At 74.3% G+C, this 15,511-nt stretch carries 13 protein-coding genes; 4 read left to right on the plus strand and 9 right to left on the minus strand.

Translation table 11 applies throughout. From position 1 onward, the window contains the following. Positions 1 to 15: 15 nt before the first annotated feature. Both PZB77_RS07510 and PZB77_RS07515 read left to right on the plus strand, forming a co-directional pair. On the plus strand, positions 16 to 1,128 hold the full coding sequence (locus tag PZB77_RS07510; RefSeq protein ID WP_275491791.1) for an ABC transporter ATP-binding protein: 1,113 nt from the start codon (positions 16 to 18) through the stop codon (positions 1,126 to 1,128). After that, complete coding sequence (locus PZB77_RS07515; protein WP_275491792.1) at positions 1,125 to 2,147, plus strand: ABC transporter ATP-binding protein; 1,023 nt, start codon at positions 1,125 to 1,127, stop codon at positions 2,145 to 2,147. The genes PZB77_RS07510 and PZB77_RS07515 overlap by 4 nt, the downstream gene beginning before the upstream one ends. Positions 2,148 to 2,175: 28 nt before the next feature. Here the strand turns inward: PZB77_RS07515 and PZB77_RS07520 are convergent, their stop codons facing one another. From PZB77_RS07520 to rimP, 9 genes are all read right to left on the minus strand, one after another. After that, complete coding sequence (locus PZB77_RS07520; RefSeq protein ID WP_275491793.1) at positions 2,176 to 3,138, minus strand: bifunctional riboflavin kinase/FAD synthetase; 963 nt, start codon at positions 3,136 to 3,138, stop codon at positions 2,176 to 2,178. A 43-nt stretch (positions 3,139 to 3,181) separates the two neighbouring features. Further along, on the minus strand, positions 3,182 to 6,889 hold the full coding sequence (locus PZB77_RS07525) for a trypsin-like peptidase domain-containing protein (protein WP_275491794.1): 3,708 nt from the start codon (positions 6,887 to 6,889) through the stop codon (positions 3,182 to 3,184). Between the two features lie 288 nt (positions 6,890 to 7,177). Beyond that, the gene (truB, locus tag PZB77_RS07530; protein WP_275491795.1) at positions 7,178 to 8,077 is read right to left on the minus strand and encodes a tRNA pseudouridine(55) synthase TruB; all 900 of its coding nucleotides are present in this window, start codon (positions 8,075 to 8,077) and stop codon (positions 7,178 to 7,180) included. Then, positions 8,074 to 8,517: a 30S ribosome-binding factor RbfA gene (gene rbfA, locus PZB77_RS07535; protein ID WP_275491796.1), complete on the minus strand. Its 444-nt coding sequence runs from the start codon at positions 8,515 to 8,517 to the stop codon at positions 8,074 to 8,076. Before rbfA ends, truB begins: the two co-directional genes overlap by 4 nt. Before the next feature lie 23 nt (positions 8,518 to 8,540). Next, positions 8,541 to 8,837 carry a DUF503 domain-containing protein gene (locus PZB77_RS07540; RefSeq protein WP_275491797.1) on the minus strand — a complete coding sequence of 99 codons (297 nt, stop codon included), beginning with the start codon at positions 8,835 to 8,837 and terminating at the stop codon, positions 8,541 to 8,543. Positions 8,838 to 8,974: 137 nt separating this feature from the next. Continuing rightward, positions 8,975 to 12,097, minus strand: coding sequence for a translation initiation factor IF-2 (gene infB, locus PZB77_RS07545; protein ID WP_275491798.1), 3,123 nt, complete (start codon positions 12,095 to 12,097; stop codon positions 8,975 to 8,977). Positions 12,098 to 12,237: 140 nt separating this feature from the next. Then, positions 12,238 to 12,525 carry a YlxR family protein gene (locus tag PZB77_RS07550; protein ID WP_275491799.1) on the minus strand — a complete coding sequence of 96 codons (288 nt, stop codon included), beginning with the start codon at positions 12,523 to 12,525 and terminating at the stop codon, positions 12,238 to 12,240. A gap of 180 nt (positions 12,526 to 12,705) precedes the next feature. After that, positions 12,706 to 13,746, minus strand: coding sequence for a transcription termination factor NusA (gene nusA, locus PZB77_RS07555; protein WP_275491800.1), 1,041 nt, complete (start codon positions 13,744 to 13,746; stop codon positions 12,706 to 12,708). Between the two features lie 2 nt (positions 13,747 to 13,748). Then, the gene (gene rimP, locus PZB77_RS07560; protein WP_275491801.1) at positions 13,749 to 14,255 is read right to left on the minus strand and encodes a ribosome maturation factor RimP; all 507 of its coding nucleotides are present in this window, start codon (positions 14,253 to 14,255) and stop codon (positions 13,749 to 13,751) included. Between the two features lie 176 nt (positions 14,256 to 14,431). Between rimP and PZB77_RS07565 the strand changes: the two genes are divergently transcribed. Both PZB77_RS07565 and PZB77_RS07570 read left to right on the plus strand, forming a co-directional pair. Next, positions 14,432 to 15,010: a hypothetical protein gene (locus PZB77_RS07565; protein WP_275491802.1), complete on the plus strand. Its 579-nt coding sequence runs from the start codon at positions 14,432 to 14,434 to the stop codon at positions 15,008 to 15,010. Beyond that, positions 15,007 to 15,489 carry a DUF4439 domain-containing protein gene (locus PZB77_RS07570; protein ID WP_275491803.1) on the plus strand — a complete coding sequence of 161 codons (483 nt, stop codon included), beginning with the start codon at positions 15,007 to 15,009 and terminating at the stop codon, positions 15,487 to 15,489. The genes PZB77_RS07565 and PZB77_RS07570 overlap by 4 nt, the downstream gene beginning before the upstream one ends. Positions 15,490 to 15,511: the final 22 nt, after the last annotated feature.

The raw sequence follows: 15,511 nt of genomic DNA on the forward strand, positions 1-15,511 counted from the left end.
GAAGAACGGACCAGCATGACAGCCACCGTCTTGGGCGGCCCCCTGCTGGAGGTGCGCGACCTCCACGTCACCTACGGCTCCGGGTCGTCGGCCGTACCCGCCGTACGCGGCGTGGACCTGCGGGTCGACGCCGGGCAGAAGCTCGGCATCGCCGGGGAGTCGGGCTGCGGGAAGTCGACGCTGGCGCTCGCGCTGCTGCGGCTGCTGCCCGCCTCGGCCACCCTGCGCGGCGAGATCCTCCTGGACGGAGAGGACGTCCTGACGATGAAATGGGGCCGCCTGCGGGCGGTCCGCTGGGCAGGGGCGTCCATCGTCTTCCAGGGAGCGATGCACTCCCTCAACGCGGTGCACCGCGTGGGCGACCAGATCGCCGAACCGATCCTGCTGCACCGACGGGCGACCCCGGCGGCCGCCCGGGTCCGTGCCGGCCAGCTGCTGGAGCAGGTGGGGCTGCCGGCGGCGAGGGCCGCCGCCTACCCGCACGAACTCTCGGGCGGCCAGCGGCAGCGGGTCATGATCGCCATGGCGCTCGCCTGCGACCCCCGGCTGATCGTCGCCGACGAACCGACCACCGCGCTCGACGTGATGATCCAGGCTCAGATCCTCCGGCTGATCGAACAACTCGTCGCCGACCAGGACCTCGGGCTCGTCATGATCAGCCACGACCTGGCGGTGCTCTCCGACACCTGCGACCGGCTCGCCGTGATGTACGCGGGCCGGGTCGTGGAGGAGGGTCCGGCCCAGGAGGTCTACCGGCACGCCCGGCACCCGTACGGGGCGGCGCTCTCCGCCGCCTTCCCGCGCATCGGCGACCCGGCCTCGCGGCACGCCCCGCGCGGGCTGCCCGGCGACCCGCCGGACCCGGCGGCGCTGCCCACGGGCTGCGCCTTCCACCCCCGGTGCTCGGCGGCGCTGGAGTCCTGCGCCGAGGAGGACCAGTGGCTGCGGGACGCCGGGCCGGGACGGCGCGCGGCCTGCGTGCTGGTGGGCCCGGCGGCTCCGGCGCCCGCCACGCGGCCCGCACCCGTCTCGCTCCCCGTCGTCGGGGCGGCGCCGGCCGAGCCCGCCGGGGACTCGGAGACGGGCACGAGCGAACCCGGAGCAGAGGAAGCGAGGAGCACCCCATGACGACCACCCCAGTGACGACCACTCCGCTGCTGAGCGCGCAGGAGCTGGAGGTCACCTTCCCCGGCCGCCGGGGGGCCGGACCCGCGCGGGCCGTGGACGGGGTGGCGCTCGACATCCGGCCCGGCGAGATCGTCGCCCTGGTGGGCGAGTCGGGATGCGGCAAGACGACGCTCGCCCGGTCGCTGCTGGGCCTGGTGGCACCGACCGCGGGCAGGATCACCTTCGAGGGACGGCCGCTCGACCCTTCGGCCCGGGCCATGAAGGCGTACCGCAAGCGCGCCCAACTGGTGCTCCAGGACCCCACCGGTTCCCTCAACCCCCGTCACACGGTGTACGACGCGGTGGCGGAGGGGCTGCGCATCCACGGCCACCGGGGGGACGAGCGGGCCGCGGTGGCCGGCGCACTGTCACGGGCCGGGCTGCGGCCGCCGGAACGCTTCTTCCTGCGTTACCCGCACGAGCTCTCGGGCGGCCAGCGCCAGCGAGTCGTCATCGCCGGGGCGCTGGTGCTGGAACCCGAACTCCTGGTGGCCGACGAACCGGTGGCGTCGCTCGACGCCTCGGTGCGCGGCGAGATCCTGGCGCTGCTGCTGCGGCTGCGCGACGAACTCGGTCTTTCCGCGCTGATCGTCACCCACGATCTGGGGCTCGCGTGGAACATCGCGGACCGGGTGGCGGTGATGTACCTCGGGCGGATCGTGGAGACCGGCGCGGTCGAGGAGATCCTGACGGCCCCCCGGCACCCGTACACCAGGGCGCTGCTCTCCGTGCTGCCGGAGGCGCCGGGTGAGCCGGTGGTGCTGGCCGGCGAGGCGCCGGATCCCTCGAACGTGCCGGGAGGATGCCGGTTCCACGTCCGGTGCCAGGTCTTCGCCTCGGGCGAGGCCGAGCGGGCGGGGGTGGCGGACGCCTGCCGTACGAAGGACCTGCCAGTGCTCGACGGCGGGGGCGCGGGACAGGTCGCCTGTCACTGGGCTCACGCGACCGCCGGGGAGGAACCGGCCGCGGCCCCGGCGTAGCTTCCCGCGGACGGGGCCGGGTACGGCGTCAGGCGCCGTGCTCGGCCTCGTACGCGGCGATCAGCTCGGTGCACCGCACGACGTCGGCGGCCATCGCCACCATCAGGTCGTCGACGGAGTCGAACCTCAGCATCCCGCGCACGTAGGCCAGGAAGTCCACCGCCGCGTGCATGCCGTACAGGTCCAGGCCGACCCGGCCGATGGCGTACGCCTCCACGGTCCGCTCGACCCCGTCGAACTGCGGGTTGGTGCCGACGGAGATCGCGGCGGGCATGCACTCGCCGTCGACGTCGAGCCAGCCCGCGTAGACGCCGTCGGCGGGGATCGCGCTGTGCGGGACCGTCTCGACGTTGGCGGTGGGGAAGCCGAGGTCACGGCCGCGCTGCGCGCCGCGCACCACGACGCCCTCGACCCGGTGCGGACGGCCCAGGATCTCGGCGGCCCCGGAGACGTCGCCCTCGGCGATCAGGCGGCGGGTGAGGGTGGAGGAGAACGGGAGGCCGCCGCCCGCCCCGCCGCTGACGAACAGGTCGACGACCTCGACGGTGTAGTCGTAGGTGCGGCCCAGCTCGGCGAGGAGTTCGACGTTGCCCGCCGCCTTGTGGCCGAACCGGAAGTTCGGTCCCTCGATCACGGTGCGCGCGTGCAGCCGGTCGACCAGCACCTTCACGATGAAGTCGGCGGGAGCGAGCTTCGAGAACTCCAGGGTGAACGGCAGGATGAGCAGCGCGTCGACGCCCAGCTCCGCCATCAGCTCCGCGCGGCGCAGGTGCGGGGCGAGCAGCGGTGGGTGGCTGCCCGGGCGGACGACTTCACTGGGGTGCGGATCGAAGGTCACGACGACCGACGGCACACCGAGCGCGCGGGCGCGTTCCACCGCCCTGCCGATGATCAGCTGGTGCCCTCGGTGCACCCCGTCGTAGGACCCGATGGTGACGACGCTGCGCCCCCAGTCCTCGGGGATGTCCTCCAAGCCGCGCCAGCACTGCACCGTGACCGCTCCTCGCCCGAACCTGTGTACGTGTGTGTGTCGATTACGCAGGTCTAAGACTGCCATGCTCGCGCCCCGCCGCCTGCATCGGCACCGTCATCGTGCGCCGGGAGGCCGCCAGTCGCTCCAGGGCCGCTCGGGCTTCCGCCCCCAGCACGGCCGCCCACTCCTCGGGGGCGGCGGCCAGCCACCGGCAGACCATCGCCGCGAAACCCGGCACGACGGAGGCGAGTTCGACCAGCTCGCGGTCGAACCGGCCGGCTCCCTCCTCCGAGCGGACGAGCAGCGTCCCGGTCCGGTGGACCAGCGCCCGGGTACGGGGCTCGGGACGCCTCGCCGAACCGGTCGCGGCCGCCCGGAGCAGGGCGTGCAGCACCTCGGGGTCGCCTCCGGTGGCCTGCTCGTACTCCATCAGCGTCTCCAGCAGCTCGGCCCGGGCGGGGCGGGACGCGGGACTCCCCCCGCAGGCGAGCGTCCGGGCCAGCGCCGCGCGGACCGGGGCGGGCGCGGGCGGGTCCCGCAGCAGCGAGGCGACCAGGGGCAGCAGCAGCGCCCGGGCGGCGGCGCCCTGCTCCAGCCGCAGCTCCACCAGGGCGGCGACCGGCGCGCCACCGTCACCGGAGCCCCCGGCGTGCCGGAGGTAGGTGCGGACGAGCCCGGCGGTGTGCAGGGAGAGCGCCGGAAGGTCGAGGGCGGCCAGCTCGACGAGCGTCTCGCCGGCCTCCCCGCCCGGGCCGGACAACCGGGCGCGGAGCGCGGCCAGCACGGGCTCCGGGAACGCGGGCAGTGCCTCGGCGACCAGGTCGGTCGGCACCCCGGGCGCACCTTGGGCGTAGGCCCGCAGCGCCTGCGGCAGCCACCGCTCCCGGGTCTCCGGGTCGCGGACGAGCAGGGCGAGGGCCGGGCCGTGCAGCGGGGCGTCCTCGGTACGGCCCAGCAGGGCGAGGGCGGCGGCCCGCACCAGGGCACGGTCCTCGGCCGTCCCGGCGCGGCCGAGCACGGCGGCGGCGTGGCGCGCGGCGGCCGTACGGCGCTCGGGGCGTTCGTCGTCCCGGGCCCAGCGCGCGACGGCGCGGCACAGGGTGCCGGGCGTGTCCTCGGCGAGGTCGCCGAGGAGTTCCTCGGCGCGTGGGTGCGGGGTGTCCACCAGCGCCTCGGCGAGATCGTCCGGGTCGAGGTCCCGGTGGGCGTGGAGCAGCGCCTGTGCGGCGGAGGCCACCGTGGGCCCTCCCGGGGCCGGGACGTCCCCGGCCGCGGCGTGCAGCGGGCGCTCGTCCGTGAACCAGCCGCAGAGCATCCGCCGCACCGGCGCCGGGTCCTCCGTCAGCAGCCGGCCCACCGCGTCGAGGAAGCCCTCCCCGCCGTCCCGGGCCGCCACGAGGCCGTCCCGCGCCGCGTCCCCGCCGTGCGCCCCCGCTCCGCCGCCGTGCCGCACGGCGAGCACGGCGTCCCGCACCGTGAGCCCGCTGTCCCGCACGGTGAGCCCGGTGGCCCCGTCGACGGGCACCAGGGCACGCAGCAGCTCGATCCGGTCCTCGACGGGGAGCCCCAGCCGCCGCCAGAACCAGGGAGCGAACGCGGCGAAGGTCCCCTCCCCCACGGCTCCCCCCGATGCGGTGTCGTGGACGATCCGCCCGGCGAGCACCCGCAGCACCCCGGCGTACGGACGGGCATCGGTGATCCTGAGCAGGGTCTCGCGCAGCAGCCGGGCCGCCCACCACGCCGCGTCCTCGTGGCCGGGACGGGAGGGGCGGCCGTCCCGCACGCGGGCGCCCAGCCGGTCCAGCGCCTCGATCAGGTCGGCCATGCGGTGCGCCAGCGCGGCGTCGCCCTGGCGCCGGCCGGTCAGCAGCATCGCCCGGACGACCGGCCCGATGCGGTGGCGGGGCACGGGGAGGTGGTGCGGGGGTGCGGGGTCGCCCTCCGGGCCGGGGGCCGGGGCCGGGCCGTCCTCGGTGTGCCAGCGGTGCACCAGGAAGCCCAGGGCCGCGTCCAGGTCGAGGTGGGCTCCCTGCACCCAGTCGCCGAGGTCCTCGTGGGCGAAGCGGTAGCCCTCACCGGCCGGGACGAGGAGACCCTCGGTCAGGACTGCGGCGGCCCACCCGGTGCGCCGGGGGAAGAGTTCCTCGAAGGCCTCCCGGCCCAGCTCTCCCTGGCCGGGGCCCAAGCACCGGCGGGCCGCCTCGTGCACCTGGCCCGCCACGCGCGCGGCGAGCCTGCGCACGGCGGTGCCGCCCATGGGCGGGTCTGCCGGCGCGGCGATCCGGACGGCCACCCGGGCGCAGGTCAGATCGAGGTGGGCGGCGTAGACGTCCTCGGTGTCCGGGGTGCCCGGCACGTCGGGCGGCAGCACCGCGCGGAGTTCGGCGAGGAGCCGCAGGGTCAGCGGGTGCCGGTCGTGGCCGGGTGCGACGGCGCCGTCCCCGATGCCGTACCGCTCCCGGACCCGGGCCGCCTGCGCCGTGGTGAGTTCCGCGAGCGCCACGGCGGGCGGGAGGCCCACGGCGGGGCGCGCGGGGTGGTGGAGGACCCCCGGCGGGTACAGACCTCCCACCGCCTCCCAGTGTTCGGGGCGGCAGGCGACCACCATGCGGGCCTCGTGCGCCCGGAGCCAGCCCGCGGTGGCGGCGGTCCACCCCGCCAGGTGGTGGACGAGCACGGGCGGCATCTCCTCGGGCCCGTCCAGGAGGACGAGGAGCGGGCGGCCGGCGGACGCGGCGAGGGCGGCCACCCGCTCCGGAGTCGCACCGGCCGCCTCCTCGGAGCCGTGCTGACGGCCCGCCGCGCCCTCGATGCGGGCGGAGCGCTCCAGGGTCCGGGCGACGGCGTCGGCCACCGAGCGGTCGTCGGACCGCAGGTCGGCGCCGCGCAGCCAGAGGGTGGGCGCGCGGACCCCGGCCTCCGCGCGGCGGGCGGCGAGGGCGGCGAGTTCGGTGGTGCGGCCGGAGCCGGGCACGCCGACCAGGCCGAGGACGGTGGCCGTACCGCGCTCGAAGGCGGCGAACTCCTCGGTGACGTCCTCGCGTTCCACCGGCGGGGGGCTCTGGTCGGCGGAGCGGGCCGTGCCGACCGAGGCGGCGGTGAGCCGGCAGGCACCGGCCAGGTTGAGGTCGGGGCCGTAGCCGGGAACGGTGCGGGCGTTGCGGGCGAGGAGCTCGTCGAAGGGGCCGTGGTCGCCGGGGCGCAGCGGCACCGCGAGCCCGGCCGCCTCGTGCCCGGCGCGCAGGGCGGTGCAGAGCACCCCGAGGACGGCCCCGGTGTGGGGATCGGTGACGGGCCCGCCGACGGCGGCTCCGCCGGAGCGCAGCGCGTCGCGGCCGTCGGTGCCGACCGCGAGTTCCAGCGCGGTGGGCACCGGGTACGCGCGGCCGTCGCGTGGGGTGTAGGTGGCCGCGGTGGTGCCGAGGACGCGGGCCTGGCGGATGCCGTGGGCGGCGATGTGGACGTACGCGCCCGGCTCCGCCCGGTCGGGGGCGGCGATCGGCAGGGGGTCGAGGCCCAGGGCGGCGGTGCCCTCGGTGCGCAGCAGGGCGAGGCCGAGGGAGGGCAGCGCGACGGCGTCACCGGGGCCGACGGGGCAGGGTGCGCCCCCGGGCCCGTGCAGGAGGAGGTGTCCCCCGCGCGTCAGGGTGTCGAGGACCTGGTGGCTCGTCACGACGGTGCCGCGGTCGTCGGCCAGGAACCCGGTGCCCCGGGGCCGGCCGGCCTGGTCGCAGATCCTCACCAGCGTCGTCCGATCCCCGCTCCTCATGGTCAGAAGGTAGGCGGGCGAAGGTGCCCGTACGGGCCGGAACGGGTGAATGCGCCCTCTCGCGCCCCTGCTTCACTCCGAGCGCCCGTCCATTGGGGGGAGTTCGGGGGCCGAAATGGACAGGGTGCTCGGCGGAGGGGGGTTCGTGGGGCGTGGGAAGCGAGGGGGTCCGCTCCACGACAGCGGCCCGCTTCCCGGTCGGTGGTTACCGACCGGGAAACGGGCCGTGCGGGGGACCGGGTGGGACGGGTGCCCGGCCGCTCCCCGAGGACGGGCCGGCACTCGCCCTCAGGCGAAGACGGCGAGGCTCTTGGCCTTGCCCTTCTCCTCCTCCACCAGCACCAGGAAGGCGCCGTCCGGTCCGAAGACCGCGACCGGACCCGGCGGGTAGGAGGGCATGTCCAGCCGGACGCCGTTGAGCAGCAGCTTGGCCCGCTTCTCGTCCACGTCCCAGCGCGGGAACGCCGACCCGGCGGCCTCGGCGACCGGCATCACCGCCAGCTTCTCCTGGTGCTGCTCCAGCGTCCGGGCGGCGTCGATGCCGTACGGGCCGACCCGTGTGCGGCGCAGCGCGGTCAGGTGTCCGCCGACGCCGAGTCCGGCGCCGAGGTCCCGGGCCAGGGCCCGGATGTACGTCCCCGAGGAGCAGACGACGGAGACGACCAGGTCCCTGACCGGGGTGCCGTCTTCCGCGACCGCCTCACGGACGTCGTAGACGCGGAACGAGGAGACCGTCACCGGACGGGCCGGGATCTCGAACTCCTCGCCGCCGCGCACCCGCGCGTACGACCTCTTGCCGTCGATCTTGATGGCGCTGACCTTCGACGGGACCTGCATGATCGGCCCGCTCAGCGCGGCGACACCGGCGTCGATGCCCTCACGGGTGACCCGGGAGGCGTCCGTGGACGAGGTGATCTCGCCCTCGGCGTCGTCGGTGACGGTGTCCTGGCCGAGCCGGATCGTCCCGAGGTACTCCTTCTCGGTGAGCGCGAGGTGGCCGAGCAGCTTGGTGGCCCGTTCCACGCCGAGCACCAGCACCCCGGTCGCCATCGGATCCAGCGTGCCGGCGTGGCCGACGCGGCGGGTCCGGGCGATGCCGCGCATCTTGGCGACGACGTCGTGCGAGGTGAAGCCGGACGGCTTGTCGACGATGACAAGGCCGTCCGGCGTCTTGATCTGCTCTGTCATGCGGAGGTGTCGTCCTCGTCCTCCGGCTTGCGGTACGGGTCGGCGCCACCGGCGTACGTGGCGCCCGAGGACGCCTCCCGCACCTTGGCGTCCAAGGCCCGCGCCCGGTCGAGGAGGTCCTCGATCGCCTGGGCGTTCTCCGGCAGGGCGTCCGCCACGAAGGCGAGGGTGGGGGTGAACTTCGTCCCCGCCGCCGCCCCGACCGCCGAACGCAGCACGCCCTTGGCGCTCTCCAGGCCCGCCGCCGCGCCCGCCCGGTCCTCGTCGTCGCCGTAGACCGTGTAGAAGACCGTGGCCTCCCGCAGGTCACCGGTGACGCGGGTGTCCGTGATCGTCACGTGGGTACCCAGCCGGGGGTCCTTGATCCCGCGCTGCAGTTTCTCGGCGACCACCTGCTGGATGAGGTCCGCCAGCTTCTTCGCCCGCGCGTTGTCGGCCACTGGTCCGTCTCCTTCTGCCTTGCTCAATCGTCTTCGTCGCTGTGCAGCCGCCGCCGTACGGACAGCAGCTCCACTTCCGGCCGGCCGGCGACGAGTCGCTCGCACCGGTCCAGCACGTCTGTGAGGTGCCGGGTTTCCCCGGAGACCACGGCGAGGCCGATTTCGGCCCTGCGATGGAGGTCTTGATCGCCCGTCTCCGCCACGCTCACCGCGAACTTGCGCTGGAGCTCGGCGACGATCGGCCGGACGATGGAACGCTTCTCCTTCAACGACCGTACGTCGCCGAGGAGGAGATCGAAGGACAGAGTGCCCACATACATGGATGCCCGGATGTCCCGCCGGTGCGGGTTCGCGTCCTGCTCACGCGTGGCAGGAACACCAGAACCGTACCGGAACGGCCGGGGCCGGTCGACGGGAATTCCCACCCGTCGACCGGCCCCGACTGTTGAGGTACGGATCAGCCTCGCGGCTTCTCGCGCATCTCGTACGTCGCGATGACGTCGTCGATCTTGATGTCGTTGAAGTTTCCGAGGTTGATACCGCCCTCGAAGCCTTCGCGGATCTCGGTGACATCGTCCTTGAAGCGGCGCAGACCGGAGATGTTGAGGCTCTCCGCGATGACCTTGCCGTCGCGGAGCAGGCGCGCCTTGGTGTTGCGCTTGACCTCGCCGGACCGGACCAGGACACCGGCGATGTTGCCCAGCTTGGACGAGCGGAAGACCTCACGGATCTCCGCCGTACCGAGCTCGACCTCTTCGTACTCCGGCTTGAGCATGCCCTTGAGGGCCGCTTCGATCTCTTCGATCGCCTGGTAGATGACCGAGTAGTACCGGACGTCCACGCCTTCGCGCTCGGCCATCTGCTGCGCGCGCCCTGCGGCACGCACGTTGAAGCCGATCACGATGGCGTCGGAGCCGGTCGCCAGGTTGATGTCCGACTCGGTGACCGCACCCACACCGCGGTGCAGGATCCGGATGTCGACCTCGTCGCCGACGTCGAGCTGGAGCAGCGAGGACTCGAGAGCCTCCACCGAACCGGACGCGTCGCCCTTGATGATGAGGTTGAGTTCCTGGACCAGACCGGCCTTGAGCGCCTCGTCGAGGTTCTCCAGGGAGAACCGGACACCCTTGCGGGCGAAGTTGGCGTTGCGCTCGCGGGCCGCACGCTTCTCGGCGATCTGCCGGGCCGTGCGGTCCTCGTCGACGACCAGGAAGTTGTCGCCGGCACCCGGGACGTTGGTGAGACCGAGGACGAGGACGGGGGTCGAGGGACCCGCTTCCTCGACGTTCTCGCCCTTGTCGTCGAGCATGGCGCGGACTCGGCCGTAGGCGTCGCCCACGACCATCGTGTCGCCGACCCGCAGCGTGCCTCGCTGCACCAGGACGGTGGCGACGGCACCGCGGCCGCGGTCGAGGTGGGACTCGATCGCGATGCCCTGCGCGTCCTGCTCCGGGTTGGCCCGCAGGTCGAGCGAGGCGTCGGCGGTGAGGACGACGGCTTCCAGCAGGGATTCGATGTTGAGACCCTGCTTGGCGGAGATGTCGACGAACATGGTGTCGCCGCCGTACTCCTCGGCCACCAGCCCGAACTCGGTGAGCTGACCGCGCACCTTGACCGGGTCGGCACCTTCGACGTCGATCTTGTTGACCGCGACCACGATCGGCACGTCGGCCGCCTTGGCGTGGTTCAGCGCCTCGATCGTCTGGGGCATCACACCGTCGTTGGCCGCCACCACGAGGATCGCGATGTCGGTCGACTTCGCACCACGTGCACGCATGGCGGTGAACGCCTCGTGACCCGGGGTGTCGATGAAGGTGATCTTCCGGTCCTCGCCGTTGACCTCGGCGGAGACCTGGTAGGCACCGATGTGCTGGGTGATGCCGCCGGCCTCGCCCGCGACGACGTTCGTCTTGCGGATCGCGTCCAGCAGTCGGGTCTTACCGTGGTCGACGTGACCCATGACGGTCACGACCGGCGGACGGGCGATGAGTGCTTCCTCGCCGCCCTCGTCCTCGCCGAACTCGATGTCGAAGGACTCGAGCAGCTCGCGGTCCTCCTCCTCCGGGCTGACGATCTCGAGGACGAAGTTCATCTCGTCCGCGAGGAGTCGCAGCGTCTCGTCGGAGACGGACTGCGTGGCGGTGACCATCTCGCCGAGGTTCATCATCACGCCGACGAGCGACGCCGGGTTGGCGCCGATCTTCTCCGCGAAGTCGGTGAGGGAGGCACCGCGCGACAGACGGACGGCCTGCCCGTTGCCGCGGGGCAGCATGACGCCGCCGACCGACGGGGCCTGCATGGCCTCGTACTCCTGGCGCCTCTGCCGCTTCGACTTGCGACCACGACGCGCCGGACCGCCGGGACGGCCGAACGCACCCTGTGTGCCACCGCGGCCACCGGGGCCGCCGGGACGACCGCCGAAGCCGGGACGACCGCCGAAGCCGCCGCCACCGCCACCGGGACGACCGGCACCGCCGCCGCCACCGGGACCGGCCGGACGGCCGGCGAAGCCGCCACCGCCGCCGCCACCGGGACGACCCGCGAAGCCGCCGCCGCCACCGGGACGACCGGCACCGCCGGCGCCGCCGGGACGACCCGCACCACCGGTGCCGGGACCACGGCCACCGCCGGGGCCACCGCCGGGACGCGGACCCGCGGCGGGACGCTGCGGCATCATGCCGGGGTTGGGACGGTTACCGGCGGGGGCGCCGGGACGCGGAGCCTGCGGGCGGGGCATCCCGCCCGGGCTCGGACGTGCGCCGCCCTGGGCACCCTGCGGACGCGGGGCGCCACCGGGACCACCGGTGTTGCCCTGGGGGCGCGGAGCGCCGGGGCGCTCCTGACCACCGGGGCGCGGGGCACCGCCGGGACGGGGCGCCTGGGGGCGCGCCATGCCGGTGGTACCGCCGGAGGTGAAGGGGTTGTTGCCCGGACGGGGACCGGCCGGACGTGCGCCGCCGGGGCGCGGGGCGCCCTGACCGGCGGGACGCGCGGGGCGGTCGCCGCCACGCTCGCCACCGCGCTCGGGGCGGCTGTCGCGCTGGCCGCCGTCACGCTGACCGCCGGCCGGAGCCGGACGGGCGGGGCGGGGGCCCGGGGTGGCACCCGCGGGACGCGCGGCCTGGGGCTGCTGCGGCGCGGCCGGCTGGGCCGGCTCCGGCGCCGAGAACTCGGCGGCGGGGACCGGGGTCACCGGGGCGGGACGGGGTGCCGGACGCGGACCCGGGCGGGGGCCGGCCGACGGTGCGGCGGAAGCCGCGGGGGCGCTGGTCTCAGGCGCGGCGGCCGGCTTGGGAGCCGGTGCGCCGGGCTTGGGGCCGGCGGGACGTGCCGCAGCGGCCGGGGAGGGCGCCGCGGGCTTGGCGGGGGCGGCCTTGCGAGGCGCTCCCGGCTTGGCAGCGGACTTGCCGGCGTTGCCGCCGGGCCCCTGCAGTGCGTCAGTCAACTTGCGTACAACCGGCGCCTCGATCGTCGAGGACGCCGAACGGACGAATTCACCGAGTTCTTGGAGCTTGGCCATGACGACCTTGCTCTCGACGCCGAACTCCTTGGCGAGTTCGTATACCCGGACCTTAGCCACATCGCTCCTTTTAGGTCCGGGTTACCGCCGGACCGTCGCTACTTCATGGGCGTACTCATCGCGTACTCATCGAGTGCTCATCGCAATCTCGACCTACTTCCAACTCGCGAGGTACCTGACCGCACGGGGACCCGTGCCGTTCACTTGTCTTGCGGTGTCACCCGCTCGACGAACCGCTGCAACGCGGAGGTGTCGAACGGCCCCTTGGCCTTGAAGGCCCGGGGGAAGGCCCGGCGGCGGACCGCCAGGTCGAGACAGACGGAGGCGGGGTGCAGATAAGCACCCCGGCCGGGCAGCGTACCGCGTGGATCAGGGGTACACGCTCCCTCGTCCACCACGATGCGCAGCAGCTCGCTCTTGACCGCTCGCTCCCGGCATCCCACACAGGTGCGTTCGGGACAAGCGCGGGCTTGCGTCCGGCCAGACACGGCTAAGTCTACCTCCCCGCGCCGACCTCACCCCTTGGGGGCAAAAATCGAACGGATGTTGTCGTGATCTCAGCGGACTCCCGCCTCGATCTATTCCTCGTTCCGGCCCCGGCCGGAACGGGCGGCGCCGTCCGCAGCCACGGCCGCCGGGGCTCCCGGCAGCCGTGCGGTGGACCGCCGTCAGCCGCGCTCCGACCGCTCCCGGGCCCGCTCGGCCCGCTCGCGGTCGGCGACGTCGCGCTCCTCGTCGGTCTCGGTGTCCGGGCGGATGTCGATGCGCCAGCCGGTGAGCCGGGCGGCCAGACGGGCGTTCTGCCCCTCCTTGCCGATCGCCAGCGAGAGCTGGTAGTCGGGCACGGTCACACGGGCGGAGCGGGCGCCGAGGTCGACGACCTCGACCTTGCTCACCCGGGCGGGGGACAGGGCGTTGGCGACCATCTCGGCCGGGTCGTCGGACCAGTCCACGATGTCGATCTTCTCACCGTGCAGCTCGGCCATGACATTGCGCACACGGCCGCCCATCGGGCCGATGCAGGCGCCCTTGGGATTGATGCCGGACCGGGTGGAGCGGACCGCGATCTTGGTGCGGTGGCCGGCCTCGCGGGCGATGGCGCAGATCTCGACGGAACCGTCGGCGATCTCCGGGACCTCCAGCGCGAAGAGCTTCTTCACCAGGTTGGGGTGGGTCCGCGACAGCGTCACGGACGGGCCCCGGACACCCTTGGCCACGCGCACGACGTAGGTGCGCAGCCGCAGGCCGTGGGTGTACTCCTCGCCCGGGACCTGCTCCTGCACCGGCAGGATCGCTTCGAGCTTGCCGATGTCGACCAGGACGTTGCGGGGGTCCTTGCCCTGCTGGACCACGCCGGTGACGACGTCGCCCTCGTGCCCGGCGTACTCGCCGAAGGTGCGGTCGTCCTCCGCGTCGCGCAGCCGCTGCAGGATGACCTGCTTGGCGGTGGTCGCCGCGATCCGGCCGAAGCCGGACGGGGTGTCGTCGAACTCCTTGGCCTCCTGGCCTTCTTCCAGGTCGGCCGGGTCCTCCGTGGCCCAGACGGTGACGTGGCCGTTGGCGTCCAGCTCCACGCGTGCGCGGCGGTAGCTGCCGTCGGTGCGGTGGTACGCGATGAGGAGGGCCGACTCGATCGCCCCGACGAGCACGTCGAACGGGATTCCCTTGTCCTGCGCCAAGCCCTTCAGAAGCTTCACATCGATGTCCACGGCTACGCCTCCTCTTCCTTCTTGTCCTTGCGGTTGAATTCGATCTCCACGCGCGCCTTGTCGATCTCGGCGAAGGCGATCCGGCGGGAGGTGGGCTTGCGGCCCTTGACTCCCGGGACCTCGAGGTCGAGGCCCTCGTCGTCGGCCTCCAGGATGCGGGCGATCAGCTCGCCGGCGCCCGCATCGGCGGTCAGGGTGAACTTGACCAGCCGGCCGGTGGCGCGGACGTAGTGGCGGTGCTCGGTCAGCGGGCGGTCGGCGCCCGGCGAGCTCACTTCCAGGACGTACTCGTCCTCGCCCATCGCGTCGGTCTCGTCGAGCTTCGCGGAGAGGGAGCGGCTCAGTTCGGCGCAGGTGTCGAGTTCGACGCCGTCGTCCGAGTCGACGACGATCCGCAGTACCCGGCGGCGGCCGGCCCGGGACACCTCGATCTCCTCGAGGTCGAGCTGCGATGCGGCGACGAGCGGTTCGAGCAGCCCGCGCAGCCTCTCGCTCTGGTTGGTGCTCATCCGGGTGACTCCTCGGCCGCGTCTGCTGTTGTGGGGATCGTCGTGCGTCAGGACAAAGGGTATCCGGTCCCGGGGGGTGTTGCCGTCCCCGGGCCGCCCTCGCGCGGGTACGCTCACGTGCGGTGATCACTTCAGAACAGATCTTGTCAGGATCTGTCAAGGCCCGGAGGAGAACAGTGCGGCGCACGGGGACGACGCGCAGGGGGGCGCTCACCGCCGCCGGGGCGCTCGCGGCGGGAGGCCTCCTGACCGGCTGCGACGGCGGGGCACGGCCGGCTGCCGAGCGGCCCGGCAGCGCACGGGCCGTCCGGACGACCCCGGAACAGCGGCTGCGTACGGCTTCCGTGCGGACCAGCGCCGCCCTGCTCGCACGGTACGACGAGGTCGCCGCCGCCCACCCCGCTACCGCGGCCGGCCTGGCCCCCCTGCGGATCGCCGTGCGGCAGCACACCGAGGCGCTCGCCGAGGGCGCCGCGCCCGCCCCGACGAGCCCCGCGCCGACGGTCTCCGCGAGCCCTTCGGCCACGACCGAGGCGGTGCGCGACCCGGGGGATCCCCGTGCGACCCCGTCCGGCGACGCACGGGGAGCCCTGAAGGAGCTCGCGGCCGAGGCGCGACGGGCCTGCGACGCCCACACCGCGTCGCTGCTGGAGGCGGAGCCCGAACTGTCCCGGCTGCTGGCCTCCGTCGCCGCGGCCTGCGGGGTGCACGCCTACCTGCTGACCGAACTGGCCAAGGAGACCCCCGCATCATGACGGCCCAGGCACTGAAGGCGGCCCAGGCCGCCCTGGCGGCGGAGCACGCGGCCGTCTACGGCTACGGCGTCGTCGGCGCACGGACCACCGGGAGCCGCCGTTCCGAGGCGACGAGCGCCTACCACGCGCACCGCGCCCGCCGCGACGCGCTGGCCCGGGCGGTGCGGGACCTGGGCGGTGTCCCGGTGGCGGCGGACGCCGCGTACGCTCTGCCGTTCGCGGTGCGTGACGGGGCCGCGGCGCTCCGGCTGGCGGCCCTCCTGGAGGACGGCGTCTCGGGCGCCTGCTCCGACCTCGTACGGGCCACGGAGGGCAGCGCCCGGCGGGACGCCGCGCTCGCCCTGCGGGAGGCCGCCGTGCGCGCGGCCCGCTGGCGGGGCTCCGCCACCGCCTTCCCGGGGCTAGCGGAGCGGGCCGGCCGGGTGGGGACCGCGTCCTCGCCTCCCCCGGAGGCCGCCGGCGCAGCCGGGACGGACTGAAACGGGCTCTGAAAGGTACAAG

Source organism: Streptomyces sp. AM 2-1-1 (assembly GCF_029167645.1).
Taxonomy (GTDB): domain Bacteria; phylum Actinomycetota; class Actinomycetes; order Streptomycetales; family Streptomycetaceae; genus Streptomyces.

Coding starts and splice junctions, on each gene's coding strand:
- PZB77_RS07525 (WP_275491794.1), bottom strand. CDS start 6,889: ATGAGGAGCGGGGATCGGACGACGCTGGTGAGGATCTGCGACCAGGCC.
- PZB77_RS07570 (WP_275491803.1), top strand. CDS start 15,007: ATGACGGCCCAGGCACTGAAGGCGGCCCAGGCCGCCCTGGCGGCGGAG.
- truB (WP_275491795.1), bottom strand. CDS start 8,077: ATGACAGAGCAGATCAAGACGCCGGACGGCCTTGTCATCGTCGACAAG.
- PZB77_RS07540 (WP_275491797.1), bottom strand. CDS start 8,837: ATGTATGTGGGCACTCTGTCCTTCGATCTCCTCCTCGGCGACGTACGG.
- rimP (WP_275491801.1), bottom strand. CDS start 14,255: ATGAGCACCAACCAGAGCGAGAGGCTGCGCGGGCTGCTCGAACCGCTC.
- PZB77_RS07510 (WP_275491791.1), top strand. CDS start 16: ATGACAGCCACCGTCTTGGGCGGCCCCCTGCTGGAGGTGCGCGACCTC.
- PZB77_RS07515 (WP_275491792.1), top strand. CDS start 1,125: ATGACGACCACCCCAGTGACGACCACTCCGCTGCTGAGCGCGCAGGAG.